Source organism: Stenotrophomonas sp. TEPEL (assembly GCF_004348785.1).
Taxonomy (GTDB): domain Bacteria; phylum Pseudomonadota; class Gammaproteobacteria; order Xanthomonadales; family Xanthomonadaceae; genus Stenotrophomonas; species Stenotrophomonas indicatrix.
In genome coordinates this window covers 881320-900045 of record NZ_QQXJ01000001.1, presented here as the reverse complement: position 1 = coordinate 900045, position 18726 = coordinate 881320, and the positions used below count along the sequence as shown (strand labels likewise).

Genomic DNA, 18726 nt, shown 5'->3' with positions numbered 1-18726 from the left:
CTGCGTCGAAATGGTAGTGCCGGCCGCTGGCCGGCAACCTCATGTACCGCGCCATCCACGCATGGCGTGGATCTACTGGGCGCTGACCGCCATCCACGCATGGCGTGGATCTACTGGTTACACCATCCACGCATGGGGTGGATCTACGGCATCAATCCTTGGTTACGCGGTTGATCTCGGCCAGGCTGGTCACACCTGCAGCCGCCTTCTTCAACGCCGACTGCCTCAGGTCATTCACACCGATCGCCTGCGCGGCCTCGGCAATCTGCAGCGCGTTGCCGCCCGCCAGCACGATGGTCGCGATCTCGTCGGTCATCGGCATCACCTGGTAGAGGCCGGTACGGCCCTTGTAGCCCTCGGTGCATTCGTCGCAGCCCACCGCCTCATACAGTTCGATGCCCGCATCCAGCTGCGCCTGGGTGAAGCCCTCGGCCAGCAGCGCATGCTCCGGCAGATTGGCCGGGCGCTTGCAGTTACCGCAAAGACGGCGCGCCAAGCGCTGGGCGATCACCAGCGTCACCGAGCTGGTGATGTTGTACGGCGCGATGCCCATGTTCATCAGGCGCGCGATGGTCTGCGGCGCATCGTTGGTATGCAGCGTGGACAGCACCATGTGACCGGTCTGCGCAGCCTTGATCGCAATCTCCGCCGTCTCCAGGTCGCGGATTTCGCCGACCATGATGATGTCCGGATCCTGGCGCAGGAACGAACGCAGCGCCGCAGCGAAGGTCATGCCGCGCTTGTTGTTCTGCTGCACCTGGTTGACGCCGGGCAGGCGGATTTCCACCGGATCCTCGGCCGTGGAGATGTTGCGGGTCTCGTCGTTGAGGATGCCCAGTGCGGTATACAGCGACACCGTCTTGCCCGAACCGGTCGGGCCGGTCACCAGCACCATGCCGTACGGCTTATGGATCGCATCCAGGAACAGCTTCTGCTGGTCCGGCTCGTAACCCAGCTTGTCGATGCCCAGCTTGGCAGCGCTGCCATCGAGGATACGCAGCACCACCTTTTCACCGAACAGCGTCGGCAGGGTGCTGACGCGGAAATCGATCTGCTTGGTCTTGGAAAGATTGAGCTTGATGCGGCCATCCTGTGGCACGCGCTTTTCGGCGATATCCAGCTGCGCCATCACCTTCAGGCGCGCGGCAATGCGCTGGTTGAGCTTGTTCGGCGCGCGCGCGACCATCTTCAGCAGGCCATCGATGCGCAGGCGCACGCGGTAGTCGTCTTCGTAGGGCTCGAAGTGGATGTCCGAAGCACCCTTGCGGATGGCGTCGATCAGCACCTTGTTGATGAACTTCACCACCGGGGTATCGTCGCCCTTGGCGTCGATGCCGCTGTCGGTGCTGGCCATCTCATCGTCGCCACCGCCGATGTCGAGGTTGGCCATGCCCTCGTCATCGCCGCCCAAGGCATCGCCGATGGTGTCGTGGCTGGACTGCCACTGCTCGAGGGTGCGACGGATCTGGTCTTCATCGACCAGGATCGGCTCCACCACCAGATTGGTGTGGAACTTGATCTCGTCCAGAGAATGGGTGGGGTTGCTGGTGCCGACGAACAGCTTGCCGCCGCGTTTGAACAGCGGCAACACGTTGTGCTTGCGCAGCAGCTCCTCGCTGACGAGGCTCATCGCATTCTGGCTGCTGTCGAACGTGGACACGTCGAACAGCGGCATGCCGAACTCGACCGCGTTGGCAGCGGCGAGCTGCGAAGCCCCGACCACCTTGTTCTGCGCGAACCAGGTTGGCAGCGGCTGACGCGCGGCGGTGGCCTTGGCCATGGCGTCTCGGGCAGCAACTTCATCGAGCGCGCCGTCCTGGACAAGACGACGGGCCAGACCAGTAATGCCGACGAGGTTTGGGGTGGAAACGGTACTCATGGTATTCCTCGTTTACTCGTGACCTGACGGCAGTGAATCGGCCTTTGCAGTAGCCACTGGCTCGGTGTAGTCCAGATAGCTCAACAGGCGCAATGGTCCGCTCCGCCGGGTGTCCGGCGCAAGCGCCTCCCAGTGCTGATCCGTAAGCTGGCGCGAGGCGGTTGTGTCGCCAAGCGCACGTGCGGCATGCTGCATTGCACCGAACAGATAATAACCTGCTGCGGCATCAGCAAGCAGCGCTTGCTCCTGCTCTCCCTGCAACAATCGTCGGCCTTCTGTAATTTCCGCGTGATGGTCCTCCGCAGCAGTCGCTGCGACCAAGGCCAAGCTGGAGGACACGTCCGCATCCTGCGTGGTGCAATCCATCCATTCTCGTTCTACCCACAAGACCACGCGCTGTTCCGCCGGAAGGATGGGTTGGTGTCACCCGCCAGTGCGACAGCAACCGGGTAGTTTCCAAGGGAGCCTTGTCCAGTTCACAGCCGGCGACCAAGCCACGCAGTGCCTAGGCTCGCATCCAGTCAGCGGCAGAGACATCAACCGACGCTACCACTGCCCCATCCTGGAGCACGTCTGCCAGCGCCAGCGCTCGCTGGCGCCTGTCTTCACGTCCTGAAGCAGGTTGCCTGACTGCAGCCGCGGCGGTGGTATGGCGCACGGGCTGCGGTTGCGCGAGGACTGGCCAAGGCCCAGCCATCACGTCTTGGAAGTCAGGCGTGAACGCACATTGGAAACGCGCCACCGGCGTCTTCAGTTTCAGCGTCGGGAAGTAATCTGAATTGCTCGGGGATGGATACAGCGGAACGAATGCCCTCAGTGCGGCATCGTCCATCGACAGACTGTCGTTCAGATCTGCCACGGAATGAACGCCGATCCGCGCCAGCTCCTCCCGAGGCGCCGGCTGCTGGAAGAGGCAGTCATTCATCGGCGGCAGCTTGACCTTGGGCGTGGCGACCAGGATCAGATCACTGCGGTTGGGCAGGTAGGCGCGCACGTCCGAGAACTGGTCCAGCATGCCGGCTAGCACCGAGCTGACGCGCTCGGGGGTGATCTCGTGCAGCTGCGGCCATTGAGTGCCATTCTGCCCATGAACAGGATCAGCATCAGCGATTGGGCGCGTCAAGAATGCCCGAGAAACACCCCAGGTACTGCGTCCAGATGGATTGGTAGATCAGCACGGCAAAACCGGAAAGGATGAAGATCGGCAGCAGCCACGGGCCATGGTTGCGTGATGGAAGGCTCATTGCGGCTCCCCAGTCGCATCTTCGATCAGCAAAAAAACAACATCGATGCACACCGCGCAAGCCCCACCCCACCGCTGGCGCGCGTTCATTCCACCTCATCGAGTCCGGAAATGCAGGCGCGAAGCACCTACTCAACGCGCCATGCTTCGTTGTGCTAGAGGAAGGGGCCCCGCATTGCTCTTGTCGCCGTCACAAAGGGCTTGCAGATCTGGCACAGAAAGGCGCTATGTCCCGCTTCGTCCAGCCCTGTGGGCTCGCAGCATGCCGATGGCACATAATACGTTCCGAACGCCTGGTCGAACACCGAGAACACGGTCGCGAAATTCTTGCCGACGCCCTCGCCTTGCCGCACATGATGCCAGCGATGCATCGCCGGGGAGACGAGCACCCGCCCCAGGCAGCCGAAAGTCCATGGCAGGTTGGCGTGGGTCATGAGGCCGTAGTAATGTCTGACCAGCGCATTGGCATAGATCGCCCAGAGTGGCACGCCTATCAGCAGCAACACGCCAACATCAAGTATTGCAGCATTCAAGCGATTCAGGGGATGCTGGCGATAGGACGAGAACCATGTCAGCTGACGATCACTGTGGTGCATGGCATGGATCGGCCAGAACCAGCGGGAGTGCTCGAGGCGATGTCTGAAATAGCTGATGCCGTCGGCAACAAACAGGACGATGAGCAGGACGCCCCAGGACGGCAGACTGTCCCAGAGGCCTGACGTCCAGTCCATCTGCCACCCCCGGGTGGATCGATACATCCAGATCAGCAACATGCCCAGCAGGGGCATCAGCAGCAGCACCTCCATCATCAGGCAAAGCAGGTTCACCCACGCGCCCTGCGGCCAGAGATTCCGCAGAATGCCTGCGACGTTTTTCCGCTGCAGTACCAGCGCGAGCAGCAGGAACGCACCTGCCTCCACACTGACCTCGGAATAGGCAGCGCCTAGTTGGCCTACCAGGTCGATCTCCACTTTGGGCACCAGCACGGCTAATGCACACATGGAGTACCTCCAGATCAAATTTGCACCCAATCAACAAACGAAAAAGGCCCCGTTCGCACGGGGCCCTCTTCAATCGCACTCAGACGCGGCGCTTACAGAGCCGCTGCCTTCTTGCCCTGGCAGGAACCCGGGCGGAACTTGGTGTCGATCGAACCTTCGCAGACCCACTCCGGAATCACGCCATCGGCCACCTTGGTGGCATCGGGCGTCAGGGTAATGGTCTTGGCGTCAATGTTCGCGTCGCCGATCGCCTGCGCGGTGGCAACGATAGACTTGCCGTCCCATTCCAGCTTGCTGACGTACTTGGTCGCCTGGAAGTCCGGCTTCCAGGTGGTCGGCGGCAGCGCATTGTTGCTCGCCACGTATTCCGACACGTCGGTACGCAGCGAAGAAGCCGCCAGGATCACTTCCGAGACCTTGGCCTTCTTGGTGTAGTTGGAGTATGCCGGCAGCGCAATGGCGGCCAGGATGGCGATGATCGCAACGACGATCATCAGTTCGATAAGGGTGAAGCCCTTCTGGTTCTTCATAGTCATACATCCCCAAGATAGTAGTGGTTGAGTCAGTGCGCTGGATCGGTCCGGCCAATGGCCGGCTGAGCGTGTCCTGCACCCTGCGGGTGGATCAACGCAGGTTGCGTGCCAACCCCGGCACGCCTCCCCCTGGATTTCCCCGGGGCCAATGATGGCAGCAAATTTGTGAATGGGAAGCCCCCTCAACAGGAATTGCGACGAACCCGGCAATGTGACGCAGTGCGTCACCTTTGGTCGGCAGCCGGCACGAATTCGCATTCTGCCCCTTCCGGATCTGCCAAGTCGGCGGTGAACCCGCTACCATCGGCAGATGCCCGTCTGGGGATGGCGGGCCGGGGAGCCAACATGTCTGTCAGTCGCAGTGCGATCAAGAAAGAGCCCGTGGCGCGTAGCACCATGGAGTTGCAGCCGTTTGTCTGGGAGGGGACCGACAAACGGGGAATCAAGATGAAGGGCGAGCAGTTGGCCAAGAATGCCAATCTGCTGCGGGCCGAACTACGCCGCCAGGGCATCAACCCAGGCCAGGTGAAGGTGAAGCCGAAACCGCTTTTCGGCGCCGCCGGGAAGCCGGTATCGCCCAAAGACATCGCCTTCTTTAGCCGGCAGATGGCCACCATGATGAAGTCCGGTGTGCCGATCGTGTCGGCGCTGGAGATCATCGGCAGTGGCCACAAGAACCCGCGGATGAAGAAGCTGGTTGATTCGGTGCGTACCGACATCGAGGGTGGCTCTTCGTTGTACGAGGCGATCAGCCGCCACCCGGTGCAGTTCGACGAGCTCTACCGCAATCTGGTCCGGGCTGGCGAAAGCGCGGGTGTGCTGGAGACGGTGCTGGACACCATCGCCACCTATAAAGAGAACATCGAGGCCCTGAAGGGCAAGATAAAGAAGGCCCTGTTCTATCCGGCGATGGTCTTGGCCGTTGCGTTTCTGGTCAGCACGATCCTACTGGTATGGGTGGTGCCGCAGTTCGAAGAGGTCTTCCAGAGCTTCGGCGCCGATCTGCCGGCGTTCACCCAGATGGTAGTGAATTTGTCCCGGTTCATGGTGTCGTGGTGGTGGTTGATGGCGATCGTGCTGATCGGCTCGGTTGTCGCAATCGCCATGACCTACCGGCGCTCGGAGAAAATGCAGCATACGGTGGACAGGCTGGTACTTAAGGTACCGGTGATCGGCCAGATCATGCACAACAGTGCCATTGCCCGCTTCGCCCGTACCACGGCGGTGACCTTCAAGGCAGGCGTGCCGTTGGTGGAAGGGCTGGGCATCGTTGCCGGTGCGACCGGCAACAAGGTCTACAGCGATGGCGTACTTCGCATGCGCGACGACGTGTCGGTGGGTTATCCGGTCAATATGGCCATGAAACAGCTCAACCTGTTCCCGCACATGGTCATCCAGATGACCGGCATCGGCGAAGAGGCCGGCGCATTGGACACGATGCTGTTCAAGGTGGCCGAGTATTATGAGCAAGAGGTCAACAACGCAGTGGACGCCCTGAGCAGCCTGCTGGAACCGATGATCATGGTATTCATTGGTACCCTTGTCGGTGGCTTGGTCATTGCGATGTACCTGCCCATCTTCAAACTCGGCGCCGTCGTCGGCTAAAGGTAACAATGGCATTTCTCGACCAGCATCCCGGCCTCGGCTATCCCGCCGCGGCCGGCCTGGGGCTGCTTCTGGGCAGCTTCCTGAACGTCGTCATCCTGCGCCTGCCCAAGCGGCTGGAATGGCAGTGGAAGCGCGATGCGCGCGAGGTTCTGGAGGAGCCGGACTTCTACGAGCCGCCCCCGCCGGGTATCGTGGTGGAGCCTTCGCACTGCCCGCACTGCAAGCACAAGCTGGCCTGGTACGAGAACATCCCGCTGTTCAGCTGGATCATCCAAGGCGGCAAGTGCCGCCACTGCAAGGCGCCCATCTCCATCCAGTACCCGCTGGTGGAAGCGCTGACCGCGGTGATGGTGCTGGCCTGCGTGTGGCAGTTCGGCTTCGGCTGGCAGGGCTTCGGTGCGATCGTGCTGACCTGTTTCCTGATCGCCCTGTCCGGCATCGACCTGCGCACCCAGCTGCTACCGGACCAATTGACCCTGCCGCTGATGTGGCTGGGGTTGATCGGCAGCATCGACAACCTGTACATGCCGGCCAAACCGGCCCTGCTCGGCGCCCTGCTGGGCTACCTGTCGCTGTGGTCGGTGTGGTGGCTGTTCAAGCAGCTGACCGGCAAGGAAGGCATGGGCCACGGCGACTTCAAGCTGCTGGCCGCGCTGGGCGCGTGGTGCGGCATGAAGGGCATCCTGCCGATCATCCTGATGTCGTCGGTGCTGGGCGCCCTCATCGGCTCGATCTGGCTGTACAGCCGCGGCCGTGACCGGGCGACGCCGATTCCGTTCGGCCCTTACCTGGCACTGGCAGGCTGGCTGTTCTTCATGTGGGGCGAGCCCCTGCTGAACCAGTATCTGGTGATGAGCGGGCTGCGCTGAGGGGAGTCCCCATGAGCCAGTACGTGGTGGGCCTGACCGGCGGCATCGCCTCGGGCAAGAGTGAGGTCACCCGGCGCTTCGAGGCGCTGGGGATTGTTGTGGCCGACGCCGACCTGGCCGCGCGCGCGGTGGTGGCGGTGGGCAGCCCTGCCCTCGCCCTGATTGCCGAGCGCTTCGGTGCAGACATGCTGCTCGCCGACGGCGCCCTGGACCGGGCGCGCCTGCGTGCCCACATCTTTGCCGACCCGGCCGAGCGGACGGCGCTGGAAGCGATCACTCACCCGGCCATCCGCCGTCTGATGCAGCAGCAGTGCGAACAGGCCGCCAGCCCCTATGCGCTGGCGGCGATCCCGCTGCTGACCGAGGTCGGCGGCCGCCAGGCCTATCCGTGGCTGGACCGGGTGCTGCTGGTGGATGCCCCGGAAGCCGTGCAGCACGCCCGGCTGATGCAGCGCGACGACATCGACGCCGCGCTGGCGGACCAGATGATCGCCGCCCAGGCCACCCGCGCGCAGCGCCTGGCGCTGGCCGATGACGTGGTGGTCAATGATGGCCATCCGGATGACCTGCAGGCGCAGGTGGAGCGGTTGCACGCGCGGTACCTGGTGTTGGCGGCAGGGTAATCCTGCAGGTCCATCGGCACCGCGCGAACGCGCATCCACGCATGACGTGGATCTACTCCAGCTGCTGGCGGGCGTAGCGGGCAAGTTCGCGGGCGGCCAGCAACAGACCTTCCACTACATCCGGCGGCAGTTGCTGGCCCGCGCTGCCCTGCACGCGTGCCGCTTCGGCGGCGTGCAGCATCTGGATCAGCGCATTGAGACCGGCCAGGGTACGGCTGAGGCTGGCCAGGGTTACCGCCTGCGACGGACTGAGACCGGTGCCCTGCCGGGTCTGGCCATCGGCGTTGTCGCGGCCATCCATGCGTGCCATCAGCGCGGGCAGCAGGTCGCTGGGTTCGGCCAGTAGGTCTTCGATGCGTTCGGCGATGTCGGCCGGCAACTGATCGGCGGATTCGCCAACCAGGCGGCGCAGGTTCGGATAGGTAGTGCGTGCAGACATGGCAATGCTCCTCGCAGACGGCAAGGCCACCCGCGGATGCGGGGTGGCGGACGGTGCGGGTTGGCGTACCGGAGACCCAACTACTCAACAGCAAGGAAAAAGACTCCAGCGGATTCTGGTGAATCCCCACGCACCGCCCGCCGAAGCAAGAGCATGCGGTGCATTTTCCATGATGGCCTGGGCGCATCAGGAGCTGTTGAATTGTCGGGTTTATTCGGGACGCCAATCCCGGCCAGGGCAACGACCCCGGCCGTGCCATCTCGCCAGCTGCATGCACTGCGGTCATGAGGCGAAAACGCCATGCGGGCCAAGCGTCTGCGGAACCGTGCGGTGTGACACGCACGGGGCGCGGAATGCATCACGCAGGTGTCGTGCTGGACCGGAAACACCGCACCTTCGCGGAAGCTGCATTGGCGTTGCATGCGACATTTCGCGCCAAGTGGGAGATTTTGGCGACGGATGGATTCGTGCCGACCAAGGTCGGCACCCACCAAAGCAGCACCGGCAACGGATGGATTCGTGCCGACCAAGGTCGGCACCCACCAGAGCAGCATCGGCAACGGGAGGGTTTGTGCCGACCAAGGTCGGCATCCACCAAGGCAGCAGCAGAATGGGTTACAGCGGCTTCGGCGAGAACGTCAGCGTGGCGATCACGCCACGGGCGCCGCCCGGGCGCACGCTCACCTGCCAGCCGTACAGATCGCACAGGCGGCTGACGATCGACAGGCCAATGCCACCGCCCTGCGAGTGACCGGCGTGAGTACCGCGATAGCCGCGCTGGAACAGCTTGGCGGCATCTTCCTCGCTCAGGCCCGGCCCGCTGTCGGTCACCGACACGGCGTTGGCACCCACATGCACGCGCACCTCGCCATCCTGCGAATACTTCACCGCATTGCCGATCAGGTTGCCCAGCGCCACCGACAGCGCCGCTTCGGGGGCATCGATGACCAGATCGCGTTCGCCATCCAGGTGCAGCTCCAGCGGCTTGCCACCCAACTGGGCGCGGTGCGCGTCCAGCAGCTGCTCGGCCACCCGGGCTACATTGCTGCTGCCCTGCCCGCGTTCGTTGCGCGACAGCAGCAGCAGCGCGCCGATCAGATCGCTGCACTGCTGCTCGGCACGCTGGATGCGCTGCAGGCGCTGCAGCACCTTTTCGTCCAGGCCCGGGCGGGTCAGCAGCAGTTCGGTGGCGCCACGGATCACCGCCAACGGCGTGCGCAGCTCGTGGCTGACATCGGCATTGAACTCACGGTCGCGCTGCACCACTTCGGTCAGCCGCGAGGAATAGTCATCCAACGCCTGTGCCAACTGCCCCACTTCGTCATCCGGGAAGCGTGGCGCCAACGGCTCGGGCTCACTGGTACCGCCACGGTACGCACGCAGGCGTGCGGCCAGATCCGAAACAGGCTTCATCACCTTGGAAGCCGACCACCAGCCCAGCACCAGCGACAGCAGGCTGAACACCAGCACCGACAGGATCAGCGCGCGGTTGAGCTGCTGCCCACCGCGCACGCTGTCGGTCATGTCATAGGCCAGGAACGCCCAGGCATCGGGAGTCTTGCGCACGGCCAGCTTGTAGGAATAGCGCTGGCCGCGCTCGTCGATGCCGCTCATGTTGTACAGGCCGTCCTTGAACTCGTACCAGTCCGGCTCTTCCTGGCGGAGTGCCTCGAACTTGTCCGGCTTGATCAGGCGGGCATACATCTGCTGCACGGGCAGATCCGGATTGCGATCCGGATTCTCATGGAAGCGCCGCGCATACTCGTTGATGTTGCGGTTCATCACATCTTCCACCAGCTGGTTTTCCACCCGCATGCGGGCCCAGTTGGTGGCGAACGCGAACAGTGTCGTCAGGCAGAAGCCCAACAACACGAACGAGACGATGATGCGGCTGCGCAGGCGCCGCCGATAAGGCGTGCGCCGGCGCTCCCCCTTGCTTGCCACCGAATCAGGCTTCCGGCGTAGCGATGCGGTATCCGATGCCATGGCGGGTCTGGATCATCGGCACTTCAAAGGGCTTGTCCACCACGGCGCGCAGGCCATGGATGTGCACGCGCAGCGAATCGGAGTCCGGCAGCTCTTCGCCCCAGACACGGGTTTCCAGCTCCTGCCGGGTGACCACGGCCGGGGCCGCTTCCATCAGCGCCTGCAGGATCTTCAGTGCGGTCGGGTTGAGCTGCAGCAGCTTGCCCTGGCGGCGCACTTCCAGCGTGTCCAGGTTGTATTCCAGGTCACCGGTTTCCAGCACGCGGGTCTGCACGCCCTTGCCGCGACGCGACAGGGCGTTCAGACGCACTTCCACTTCCTGCAGTGCGAACGGCTTGATCAGGTAGTCGTCAGCACCGGAATCGAAGCCGGCCAGCTTGTTGTCCAGCGAATCGCGCGCGGTCAGCATCAGCACCGGGGTCTGCTTGCGCGCTTCATTGCGAAGCTTGCGGCAGACTTCGATGCCGTCCATGCCGGGCAGGTTGAGGTCCAGGACAATCGCGTCGAACTCGTGCACGACAGCCAGATGCAACCCGGTCACTCCGTCGGCAGCGAAGTCCACGGTGTGGCCCCGGTCCTCCAGGTAGTCGCCCAGATTGGCCGCAATGTCGCTGTTGTCTTCGATTACCAGGATTCTCACTGTCACCTCTAATTGTTGGCGGTGTGGCCACCGCGTTGCGCCCGCGCCAGATCCCGGTCGGCGGCTTCCCGCTGACGGGCTCGTTCGGCGACGGTCGAGCACTGCGTCGTGGTCCGGTTGGAACCGATGGCCTTTTCACGTCGACATATTAGACGACTATCTTCACGCGCCTGTGTCAAAAGCACGTTCACAACCTCCTGGTCGTTGAACACTTGGGTTTGGACCGATTCAGGCATGCCCACGCCATTGGCATACTGTTCGCCGACCCCGCGCAGGCGAGACAACGTCTCCCGCACCCGGGAACGATCCGCACCGCTGAGCTCCGAATAGGTTTCACCGTCACCTAGCTGCTTCTCAATCTGTTCGATCTGCGCCAACAGCGGCTTGCCCGGCTGCAGCACAGGCTCCTTGCCTTGAGCTGAAGCGGCAAGGGCCAATCCCGTGGCCAGAATGGCTAGTAGCAAAGAGTGCTTCATGACAAACGAATCCCTGTCTGAGGTGAACGCCGACTGTATGCGGATGCCCGCTCTGCCAGCAAGTGCTGGCCGGCAGGGTGCAGGCGGCCCTAAAGCTTGGAGTCGGGGTTCAAGTTGCTGTAGGTGCGCTGGTCGTTGAGCAGGGCCTTGCCCTTCTCTTCGATGCGGCGCCGTTCGGCCACGGTCAGGCAACGGCTCTTGGGCATGTTGCTGCCGGTGGTGCGCTGGTACGAGCAGATCTGGCGGCTGTCGTCGTGGGCGCGCGTCAGGATGCTGTTGACCCGCTCCTGATCGTTGAAGACGTCGTTCTGCACCTGCGGTGGCAGCTCCTGGACGGTCTGCCGGTCGCCCATCCGCTGGGTGATCCGCGCCAGTGCCTGCTGGACCTGACTGCGGTCCTCGGCGGAAATTTCGTTGTAGTCGCCCTGCTGCAGGGCTTTTTCGACCTGGCGGACCTGCTCGGCCACCGGGGTCTGGCGGTCCATCTGCACGGCCGCCTTTTCCGGCTTGGCCAGTGCAACGCCAGGCAGGCACAGCAACAGCACGATCATCGTGGTGCGGTACATCGCCAACCTCCCGATCCTTCGGAACGAAGGCCCAACTGTACGAGTGTCCCCATGTGCCCACAAGGGCCCCTTGGCAGGGGGACGCAGGGCATAAAAAAGACCCAGGCGGTGCACCCGCCTGGGCCTGAAGTTGTATCCCGATACCGATCCTGCTGAGAGGCAGAGCTGCGGTTCGTTGAAGGCTACGCCCGGGGCGATTAAAGCAGCGTTAAACCCGCCAACCCCGCCTGAACTTAATTTCAAGCCTCTGAAATATCAGGATTTTTTGATCTTCTCGACATGTTCGATGATGCGTGCGGCCACATCCACCCCGCAGGCGGCCTCGATCCCTTCCAGGCCCGGGGTGGAGTTCACCTCCAGCACCAGCGGGCCGCGCTCGGAGCGGATCAGGTCCACCCCGCAGACGCCCAGCCCCAGCGCCTTGGCCGAACGCACCGCCACCTGCTGCTCGGCCCGGCTGGCCTTGGACGCGACCGCCGTGCCGCCGGCATGCAGGTTCGAGCGGAAATCCCCCTCCGGCGCCTGGCGCTGCATCGACGCCACCACCTGGTCGCCGACCACGAAGCAACGCAGGTCGGCGCCCTTGGCCTCGCCGATGAACTCCTGCATCAGGAAGTTGGCATACAGGCCACGCAGGGCTTCGACGATGCCGCGCGAGGCGCTGGCCTTCTCGGTGAGGATCACGCCGCGGCCCTGGGTGCCTTCATTGAGCTTCACCACGTGCGGCGGTGGGCCGAGCATGGACAACAGGTCGACGGTGTCATCCGGGTTGTCGCCAAAGACGGTGACCGGCATGTCGATGCCCTTGGCCGCCAGCAGCTGGTGCGCCCGCAGCTTGTCGCGCGAGCGCAGGATCGCGTCGGACGGATTGGGCGTGCGTGCGCCCATCAGTTCGAACTGGCGCAGCACGGCGGTGCCATAGCGGGTGACCGAAGCACCGATGCGCGGGATGACCGCATCCACGCCGGTCATCGGCCGGCCCTTGTAGTGCATGGAAAAGCCGTCCGCGGCGATGCGCATGTAGCAGCGCAGCGGATCCAGGATGCGCACGGTATGGCCGCGCGCGCGCGCGGCCTCGACCAGCCGACGGGTGGAGTACAGCCGGGTGTTGCGGGACAGGATGGCGAGCTTCATCGCAGTGGGATCGGTCGGCAGGCGCGAAGCATAGCGTGGCAGCGTTGCGTCTGGATGATGCTGCCTGGCCCGCGCGCGGCCGCGCTGCCCAGCTCACTCCGTGCCTGGCAACACCGGCGGACAGGTGCGTGCCGCTTCGCCCAGCGCGGCGATGCAGGCCATCTGGACGGTCGACCCGCTGAAGGCATCCTGATAGATCTGCCCGATCAACCGCGCCGCCTCCGGGCCACCGGCACGCCCGAGTGCTCGAACTGCTTCGACCTGTTTGGCCGAGCCTATGCCGGCCGAAAGAAAGATCCGATGCAGCGCGGTGACGACGTCATCCCTGCGATCCATGCCTGCGTACTCCCTGAAATGAGAGCAACACACTAGCGAAGACCGCAGCGGTCGGACATGCGGATTGTTTGAAACGAACGCCCCGCGCTCGGCCTGAAGCGGGCCCGACAGAATCCAGCCGATGCGAACGAAGCGGGCCCACCTGAATCGCTCGCCCAAGCGACTTTTGAATGTGCGAGGTCAGGAGGGCGCCCCGGCCAGCTCGACGCAGTAGGGCAATGCCGCGACAGCACTTGGCCATTCCCCCTACGCAGCATCCTGCACGCCTGGAAAGGCCACCGTTCACCTTCGCCGGAATTACCTGCAATAGACGGGGAGTTACCTGACTTCAAACGACGCGATCATTGTTGATAACTTCGGACGCAGGGATCCATCAGCAAAGGAAATGCATGATGCCTGTTACGCAACATGGGGGACTGGCTTGTATCGTCGCAGGGCTGGCACTTTCTTTAGCGCTCGCCGCCAATGCAAGCACGCAACAGACACAGCCTCAGCAGCAACAGCGACTTCCCTCTGTGGCGGAAAGCATGTCGATTTTCCGACAGCTGGAGCCTGAACTTCAGCGTTTTGTGGATCAGCAGACGCGGCTACCGGGCCAAGAAGAGCATGTACTTGTCCGGATCACTCCTGAGCCGTCTACAGGCATAGTCTGGATTGATCTGGATTCAGGCTATTTGCCTAAAGGGGCGACGGAGCTGAGTGAGAGTTTCGGCGAAAAGATCGGCGAGATCGAGGCGGAGCTTTACGAGTACCTCTCCGGAACTGTCGGATTCAAGTACGTTATTGCACGAATCGGGGGCAGAACGATCAATGAAATCCTTCCCCCAGAGCGTCCGAGGTTGTGACCTGCCCTCCGGATTACCGCTGCAGCCAGAATTGCAGGCAGTGCACAACTCCAAACAGTACGCCAGGTGCGCTGAGTACCGTAGCCAACAAGGTCACCTGCAGTTGAGGCAGGCCACTCATCTTTCCACGTGATTCTCTACACCCGAACGAAGTCCGCAAGAACCTGCCGAACGAGCAGCGAAGACTAACGCCTCGCGGCCGATCGCGAATGAAGCGAGTCTTCCCTTGACGGGCGCGCATCGCACTGAGGATTCGATAAGACCCGCGAGGCGGCAGACATTCACGAAGCGCAGGCCCAGCCGAGCATCCATCAGTCACCACGACCGGGATCCACGCGCGAAAGAAAAAGAGATTCCAAAGCCACTTCGGCGCAGTGAATTGCGAAGCGCTTCGGCTATTGCGGAGCGCCTCGATCTGGCGCAAACCGCTGGAAGACATGGAGCGGGCGAAGGGAATCGAACCCTCGTCAGTAGCTTGGGAAGCTACAGCTCTACCATTGAGCTACGCCCGCGTTGCCCGACAAGTCTATGCGGGGCACGTGTTCAAACGCAACGGGCAGGCCCTTGCAGCTGCCCGTAGCGGTGACGGCAGGCCCACAGGCCTGCCGCCATGTGCCTCAGAAGCTGCCGCTGAAGCTGGCAAACAGCGTCGCGTCCTGCGCACGCTTCTGCAGGGTGGTGGCGCTCAGGCCGATGTTGCTCTGCAGGCCGAACAGCTCCATGCGCGCGCCCAGGATGGCGGTTGCATAGTTCTTGTCGAAGTCCATGCCCGGCACGCGGTACATGCCCACGTCCGGCAGGCTCTGCACCCAGGCGCTGGCCTGCTTGGTGTCTTCGAACTCGTGGTCGTAGGTCACCTGCACGTACGGCTTGACGGTGCCGCCGTCGAAGCGGGCCTGCCAGCCGATACGGCCGACGGTGGAATCGACATCCTGCTTGCCGTAACCCAGCGCGGTGGCCAGGGTGCCGGCATCGGCGCTTTCGGTGTAACCGTCGAGCTTGACCTGCTGCCAGATCACCGAGGCGATCGGGCCGTGGCGGAAGCCACCTTCGGTGCCGAACTCGTAACCGGCGTTCAGGGCGGCGGTCAGGTTGCTGCCGTCCGGCGAGCCACCGTGTTCGCGGGTGGCCGGGCCGAGCTGGACCTTGCGGTTCACGTCATAGGACAGCCAGGTGTAGCTGACCTGGCCATTGACCCAGATGCGGTCGCCGTACCAGCCGGCGAACAGACCGGCGGTGGTGTCCTTCTGGGTGAAGTCGCCGCGGCTGTTGCCGAAATCGGCATTCAGGCGGCCAAAGCCGGCGAAGCCACCGAAGACCATGCCGTCACGCGCCCAGTCGACGCCGAACAGGCCGGCCGGGGCCAAGCCGTCGTACAGATCGGCGTGGTCGTAGCGCTGCATGTCACCGCGCACGCCGCCCCACCACGACATCCCGTCGGCCGGGCGGCCGGCCTGGTGCAGGCTGACCTGGTCGGCGCGCGAGCGGCCGATGGTCTGTGCCGAGTGGCTCAGCACCTGCTGCAGGCGCGGGCCTTCCAGGATCGAGATGGCGTACTGGCCCAGCATCTGGTGCGCGCCCGAAGTCGGGTGCACATCATCGGCGAACAGGTAGCTGCTGGCGGCATCCGGGCGGGCGTAGGCCAGCGGGCTGCAGGTCAGCGACGACGCGGTCAGGCAGGCGCGGCCGGTGACGTTGCTGAAACCATACATCCCCGGGTTGGCGATGATTTCGTGCAGGAGGGTATAGGTGTCGAGCGGGATGAAGTCGATGCCGGCCTGCTTCAGGCCACCGTACAGCGCTTTGTTGTACGCGGTGGACAGGGCGGTACCCTGCGCCTGGCCCGCTGCGCCGCGGTCGATGAACCCGGGGGTGATGCCGACGTCGGGCAGGTTCGGCACCAGCACATACTGCGCGCCGGCCTGCTTGAGGCTGGCCACGATGCCGATCTGGTCGGTCACCGCTGCGCCAATCACGGCCGGGGCCTGGGCCGGAGCGGTGATCGAGAACAGGTCGTTGGCGCCGCCCCACACGGTGTACAGCGCATTCGGGTCGGCCTTGCCACCGTTGGCGGCGAGATACCTGGCCATCTGCGTCTTCAGCGACGGCACCGGCACGTTACCGAAGGCCGGCTGGGTCAGGTCGGTACCCACGCGGGCACCGCCGACCGCGTAATTGTCACCGGTCTGGCCGTTGCCGTTGGGGGACGCATTGGTGCCGTAGTAGTCGGCGACGAACTGCGCCCATTCCAGGCCGGGGTTGGTGGTGAACTGGCCGGCGACCGGACGCGCCTCCGCCGGCAGCAGGGGACGGTAGTAGCCGCTGTCGGTGAGGCTGTCACCGAAAAACACGGTACGGGTGAACGGGGATTCGCCTGCCATGGCCGGCAGCGCGGCCAGCGCGATCGCGGCCGCCATGAGGGAGCGGATCGGGCGTTTGCTGAGCAGCATGTAAAAACTCCTGTGGGGGTATCGTTTGAGGATCCGACGCACGTACGCCGGCGCACGGTGAATGGTTTCACTGCGCCGCCAATTGCTCACGCTGCGCCGCCGCATGGATTGTCGCCCGAGCCAGGCCCGGCGGGCTTTGCCGGTGCAGGCGTCGCGCACAACTTGCAACGGTTCCGATGCGAACCGGCGATCAGCGACAATGGCCCCATGAACATCCAGCTCAATGGCGAACCCCGCACCCTGCCCGCTCCGGCGACCCTCCTGGACCTGCTCGCGGCCGAGCAGCTGTTGCAACGCCGGGTGGCAGTGGAGGTGAACGGCGAGATCGTCAGCCGCAGCCGTCATGCCGAGCATGCATTGGCCGAGGGCGATGTGGTGGAGATCGTGCATGCGCTTGGCGGTGGTTGAAGCAAAGCCCGCGCTCCGCGCTCGCCGGGCATGGCCCGGCGCTACCCTGCGCATCCGTTCCGTTAGCGCCGGGCCATGCCCGGCGGCGTCGAAGTGACGACCCCATCTTCGGGCGGATAAGCGATAATCGCGTCATGAACGCTCATGTCTCCCCCGATTCGCTGGTGATCGCCGGCAAGACCTACAGCTCGCGGCTGCTTACCGGCACCGGCAAGTTCAAGGATCTGGAAGAAACCCGCCTGGCCACCGAGGCCGCGGGCGCCCAGATCGTCACCGTGGCCATCCGCCGCACCCCGTTCTTCAACAAAGATGTCGGCCAGAACCCGGGCGAACCGAACCTGCTGGACGTACTGCCGCCGGACCGTTACACCATCCTGCCCAACACCGCCGGCTGCTATTCCGCCGAGGATGCCGTGCGCACCTGCCGCCTGGCCCGCGAACTGCTGGACGGCCACAACCTGACCAAGCTGGAAGTACTGGGCGACCAGAAGTCGCTGTACCCGGACGTCGTGCAGACCCTGAAGGCCGCCGAACAGCTGGTCAAGGACGGTTTCGAGGTGATGGTCTATACCTCCGACGACCCGATCCTGGCCAAGCGCCTGGAAGAGATCGGCTGCGCTGCGGTGATGCCGCTGGCCGCGCCGATCGGCTCGGGCCTGGGCATCCAGAACAAGTACAACCTGCTGCAGATCATCGAAGATGCCAAGGTGCCGATCATCGTCGACGCCGGCGTGGGCACCGCGTCGGATGCGGCGATCGCGATGGAGCTGGGCTGCGACGGCGTGCTGATGAACACCGCCATCGCCGGCGCGCGCAACCCGGTGTTGATGGCCAGCGCCATGCGCAAGGCCGTGGAAGCCGGCCGCGAGGCGTTCCTGGCCGGCCGCATTCCGCGCAAGCGCTATGCCAGTGCGTCCTCGCCGATCGATGGGTTGATCGGCTGATGACCAATCCATTCGACAGCGCCGGTTCGAAGGCACCGCCCAAGCCGTTCACGGTCAACGAAGGCCGCCGTGAAGTGCGCAGCTTCGTGCTGCGCCAGGGCCGTTTCACCCCGGCCCAGCAGCGCGCGTTCGACGAGCGCTGGCCGCGTTTCGGCCTGGATTTCAGCGGTGAACCGCGTGATCTGGACGCCACCTTCGGCCGCGATGCACACAAGGTGCTGGAAATCGGCTTCGGCAACGGCGCCGCGCTGCGCTTCGCCGCGCAGCAGGACCCCAGCCGCGACTACATCGGCCTGGAAGTGCACGCGCCCGGCGTGGGCCGCCTGCTGAACGCGCTGGCCGACGACAACGCCGACCACGTGCGCCTGTACCACCACGACGCAGTGGAAGTGCTGGAAAAGGAAATCGCCGATGGCGCGCTGGACGAAGTGCGCATCTACTTCCCCGACCCGTGGCACAAGAAGCGCCACAACAAGCGTCGCCTGATCCAGCCGGGTTTTGCCGAGCTGCTGGTGCGCAAGCTGCGCCCCGGTGGCCGCCTGCACTGTGCCACCGACTGGGAGGATTACGCCGAGCAGATGTGGGACGTGCTCGATGCCACCCCCGGCCTGGTCAACCGTGCCGGTCCGCGTGGCAGCGTGCCGCGCCCGGACTGGCGCCCGCAGACCCACTTCGAGACCCGCGGCCAGAAGCTCGGCCATGGCGTCTGGGACCTGTTGTACGACCGCACCTGATGAACGCCTGAG

General features: G+C 64.1%; 21 protein-coding genes and 1 tRNA gene. 7 read left to right on the top strand and 15 right to left on the bottom strand.

What is annotated here, in order from left to right; translation table 11 throughout:
• Positions 1-151 precede the first annotated feature (151 nt).
• The 6 genes from pilB to TEP_RS04045 form a co-directional block, all read right to left on the bottom strand.
• Positions 152-1879, bottom strand: a complete 1728-nt coding sequence (gene pilB, locus TEP_RS04065; RefSeq protein ID WP_132824362.1) for a type IV-A pilus assembly ATPase PilB — start codon at positions 1877-1879, stop codon at positions 152-154.
• A gap of 12 nt (positions 1880-1891) precedes the next feature.
• Positions 1892-2218, bottom strand: a complete 327-nt coding sequence (locus tag TEP_RS04060) for a hypothetical protein (RefSeq protein WP_132824361.1) — start codon at positions 2216-2218, stop codon at positions 1892-1894.
• A gap of 166 nt (positions 2219-2384) precedes the next feature.
• On the bottom strand, positions 2385-2894 hold the full coding sequence (locus tag TEP_RS04055; protein WP_132824360.1) for a hypothetical protein: 510 nt from the start codon (positions 2892-2894) through the stop codon (positions 2385-2387).
• Positions 2895-2982: 88 nt separating this feature from the next.
• Positions 2983-3123 (bottom strand): hypothetical protein, encoded by a 141-nt coding sequence (locus tag TEP_RS19725; protein WP_165933888.1) that lies wholly within the window; start codon positions 3121-3123, stop codon positions 2983-2985.
• Between the two features lie 154 nt (positions 3124-3277).
• On the bottom strand, positions 3278-4123 hold the full coding sequence (locus TEP_RS04050; protein ID WP_132824359.1) for a sterol desaturase family protein: 846 nt from the start codon (positions 4121-4123) through the stop codon (positions 3278-3280).
• Positions 4124-4215: 92 nt separating this feature from the next.
• Positions 4216-4653 (bottom strand): pilin, encoded by a 438-nt coding sequence (locus TEP_RS04045; protein ID WP_132824358.1) that lies wholly within the window; start codon positions 4651-4653, stop codon positions 4216-4218.
• Between the two features lie 348 nt (positions 4654-5001).
• Between TEP_RS04045 and TEP_RS04040 the strand changes: the two genes are divergently transcribed.
• From TEP_RS04040 to coaE, 3 genes are read left to right on the top strand one after another with little or no spacing between them, the layout of a single operon-like run.
• On the top strand, positions 5002-6261 hold the full coding sequence (locus TEP_RS04040; RefSeq protein ID WP_132824357.1) for a type II secretion system F family protein: 1260 nt from the start codon (positions 5002-5004) through the stop codon (positions 6259-6261).
• An 8-nt stretch (positions 6262-6269) separates the two neighbouring features.
• On the top strand, positions 6270-7133 hold the full coding sequence (locus TEP_RS04035) for an A24 family peptidase (protein ID WP_049463888.1): 864 nt from the start codon (positions 6270-6272) through the stop codon (positions 7131-7133).
• An 11-nt stretch (positions 7134-7144) separates the two neighbouring features.
• A complete protein-coding gene (gene coaE, locus TEP_RS04030) occupies positions 7145-7756 on the top strand; it encodes a dephospho-CoA kinase (protein WP_132824356.1) in 612 nt (203 codons plus the stop codon).
• Positions 7757-7808: 52 nt separating this feature from the next.
• Here the strand turns inward: coaE and TEP_RS04025 are convergent, their stop codons facing one another.
• From TEP_RS04025 to TEP_RS03995, 7 genes are all read right to left on the bottom strand, one after another.
• Positions 7809-8195, bottom strand: coding sequence for a hypothetical protein (locus TEP_RS04025; RefSeq protein WP_132824355.1), 387 nt, complete (start codon positions 8193-8195; stop codon positions 7809-7811).
• A 615-nt stretch (positions 8196-8810) separates the two neighbouring features.
• Positions 8811-10181, bottom strand: a complete 1371-nt coding sequence (locus TEP_RS04020) for a HAMP domain-containing sensor histidine kinase (protein WP_132824354.1) — start codon at positions 10179-10181, stop codon at positions 8811-8813.
• The gene (locus TEP_RS04015) at positions 10144-10821 is read right to left on the bottom strand and encodes a response regulator transcription factor (protein WP_025874286.1); all 678 of its coding nucleotides are present in this window, start codon (positions 10819-10821) and stop codon (positions 10144-10146) included. Before TEP_RS04015 ends, TEP_RS04020 begins: the two co-directional genes overlap by 38 nt.
• An 8-nt stretch (positions 10822-10829) precedes the next feature.
• Positions 10830-11297 (bottom strand): hypothetical protein, encoded by a 468-nt coding sequence (locus TEP_RS04010; RefSeq protein WP_132824353.1) that lies wholly within the window; start codon positions 11295-11297, stop codon positions 10830-10832.
• 89 nt (positions 11298-11386) lie between these two features.
• A complete protein-coding gene (locus TEP_RS04005) occupies positions 11387-11863 on the bottom strand; it encodes a hypothetical protein (protein ID WP_132824352.1) in 477 nt (158 codons plus the stop codon).
• Positions 11864-12118: 255 nt separating this feature from the next.
• A complete protein-coding gene (gene rimK / locus TEP_RS04000; protein ID WP_025874283.1) occupies positions 12119-12997 on the bottom strand; it encodes a 30S ribosomal protein S6--L-glutamate ligase in 879 nt (292 codons plus the stop codon).
• A 93-nt stretch (positions 12998-13090) separates the two neighbouring features.
• On the bottom strand, positions 13091-13333 hold the full coding sequence (locus tag TEP_RS03995; protein WP_132824351.1) for a hypothetical protein: 243 nt from the start codon (positions 13331-13333) through the stop codon (positions 13091-13093).
• A gap of 392 nt (positions 13334-13725) precedes the next feature.
• Between TEP_RS03995 and TEP_RS03990 the strand changes: the two genes are divergently transcribed.
• Positions 13726-14178: a hypothetical protein gene (locus TEP_RS03990; RefSeq protein ID WP_132824350.1), complete on the top strand. Its 453-nt coding sequence runs from the start codon at positions 13726-13728 to the stop codon at positions 14176-14178.
• Positions 14179-14616: 438 nt separating this feature from the next.
• Here the strand turns inward: TEP_RS03990 and TEP_RS03985 are convergent.
• Positions 14617-14690 (bottom strand) — tRNA-Gly (locus TEP_RS03985).
• 105 nt (positions 14691-14795) lie between these two features.
• The gene (locus tag TEP_RS03980) at positions 14796-16628 is read right to left on the bottom strand and encodes an autotransporter domain-containing protein (protein ID WP_132824349.1); all 1833 of its coding nucleotides are present in this window, start codon (positions 16626-16628) and stop codon (positions 14796-14798) included.
• A gap of 207 nt (positions 16629-16835) precedes the next feature.
• Here TEP_RS03980 and thiS point away from each other — a divergent pair, with 207 nt between their 5' ends.
• The 3 genes from thiS (at position 16836) to trmB (ending at position 18714) form a co-directional block, all read left to right on the top strand.
• Complete coding sequence (gene thiS, locus TEP_RS03975) at positions 16836-17036, top strand: sulfur carrier protein ThiS (RefSeq protein ID WP_132824348.1); 201 nt, start codon at positions 16836-16838, stop codon at positions 17034-17036.
• Between the two features lie 134 nt (positions 17037-17170).
• Positions 17171-17980, top strand: coding sequence for a thiazole synthase (locus TEP_RS03970; protein WP_132824347.1), 810 nt, complete (start codon positions 17171-17173; stop codon positions 17978-17980).
• Positions 17980-18714: a tRNA (guanosine(46)-N7)-methyltransferase TrmB gene (trmB, locus tag TEP_RS03965; protein WP_025874277.1), complete on the top strand. Its 735-nt coding sequence runs from the start codon at positions 17980-17982 to the stop codon at positions 18712-18714. The genes TEP_RS03970 and trmB overlap by 1 nt, the downstream gene beginning before the upstream one ends.
• The last annotated feature ends 12 nt before the right edge of the window (positions 18715-18726 follow it).

Excerpts from the sequence above, each read along its gene's own strand:
- TEP_RS19725 (WP_165933888.1), bottom strand. The coding sequence starts at position 3,123 with ATGAGCCTTCCATCACGCAACCATGGCCCGTGGCTGCTGCCGATCTTC.
- TEP_RS04045 (WP_132824358.1), bottom strand. The coding sequence starts at position 4,653 with ATGAAGAACCAGAAGGGCTTCACCCTTATCGAACTGATGATCGTCGTT.
- TEP_RS03980 (WP_132824349.1), bottom strand. The coding sequence starts at position 16,628 with ATGCTGCTCAGCAAACGCCCGATCCGCTCCCTCATGGCGGCCGCGATC.
- TEP_RS04020 (WP_132824354.1), bottom strand. The coding sequence starts at position 10,181 with ATGGCATCGGATACCGCATCGCTACGCCGGAAGCCTGATTCGGTGGCA.
- TEP_RS03970 (WP_132824347.1), top strand. The coding sequence starts at position 17,171 with ATGAACGCTCATGTCTCCCCCGATTCGCTGGTGATCGCCGGCAAGACC.
- TEP_RS04055 (WP_132824360.1), bottom strand. The coding sequence starts at position 2,894 with ATGCTGGACCAGTTCTCGGACGTGCGCGCCTACCTGCCCAACCGCAGT.
- TEP_RS04035 (WP_049463888.1), top strand. The coding sequence starts at position 6,270 with ATGGCATTTCTCGACCAGCATCCCGGCCTCGGCTATCCCGCCGCGGCC.
- rimK (WP_025874283.1), bottom strand. The coding sequence starts at position 12,997 with ATGAAGCTCGCCATCCTGTCCCGCAACACCCGGCTGTACTCCACCCGT.
- trmB (WP_025874277.1), top strand. The coding sequence starts at position 17,980 with ATGACCAATCCATTCGACAGCGCCGGTTCGAAGGCACCGCCCAAGCCG.
- coaE (WP_132824356.1), top strand. The coding sequence starts at position 7,145 with ATGAGCCAGTACGTGGTGGGCCTGACCGGCGGCATCGCCTCGGGCAAG.
- TEP_RS04010 (WP_132824353.1), bottom strand. The coding sequence starts at position 11,297 with ATGAAGCACTCTTTGCTACTAGCCATTCTGGCCACGGGATTGGCCCTT.
- thiS (WP_132824348.1), top strand. The coding sequence starts at position 16,836 with ATGAACATCCAGCTCAATGGCGAACCCCGCACCCTGCCCGCTCCGGCG.
- TEP_RS03990 (WP_132824350.1), top strand. The coding sequence starts at position 13,726 with ATGCCTGTTACGCAACATGGGGGACTGGCTTGTATCGTCGCAGGGCTG.
- TEP_RS04005 (WP_132824352.1), bottom strand. The coding sequence starts at position 11,863 with ATGTACCGCACCACGATGATCGTGCTGTTGCTGTGCCTGCCTGGCGTT.
- pilB (WP_132824362.1), bottom strand. The coding sequence starts at position 1,879 with ATGAGTACCGTTTCCACCCCAAACCTCGTCGGCATTACTGGTCTGGCC.
- TEP_RS04025 (WP_132824355.1), bottom strand. The coding sequence starts at position 8,195 with ATGTCTGCACGCACTACCTATCCGAACCTGCGCCGCCTGGTTGGCGAA.
- TEP_RS04040 (WP_132824357.1), top strand. The coding sequence starts at position 5,002 with ATGTCTGTCAGTCGCAGTGCGATCAAGAAAGAGCCCGTGGCGCGTAGC.
- TEP_RS03995 (WP_132824351.1), bottom strand. The coding sequence starts at position 13,333 with ATGGATCGCAGGGATGACGTCGTCACCGCGCTGCATCGGATCTTTCTT.
- TEP_RS04050 (WP_132824359.1), bottom strand. The coding sequence starts at position 4,123 with ATGTGTGCATTAGCCGTGCTGGTGCCCAAAGTGGAGATCGACCTGGTA.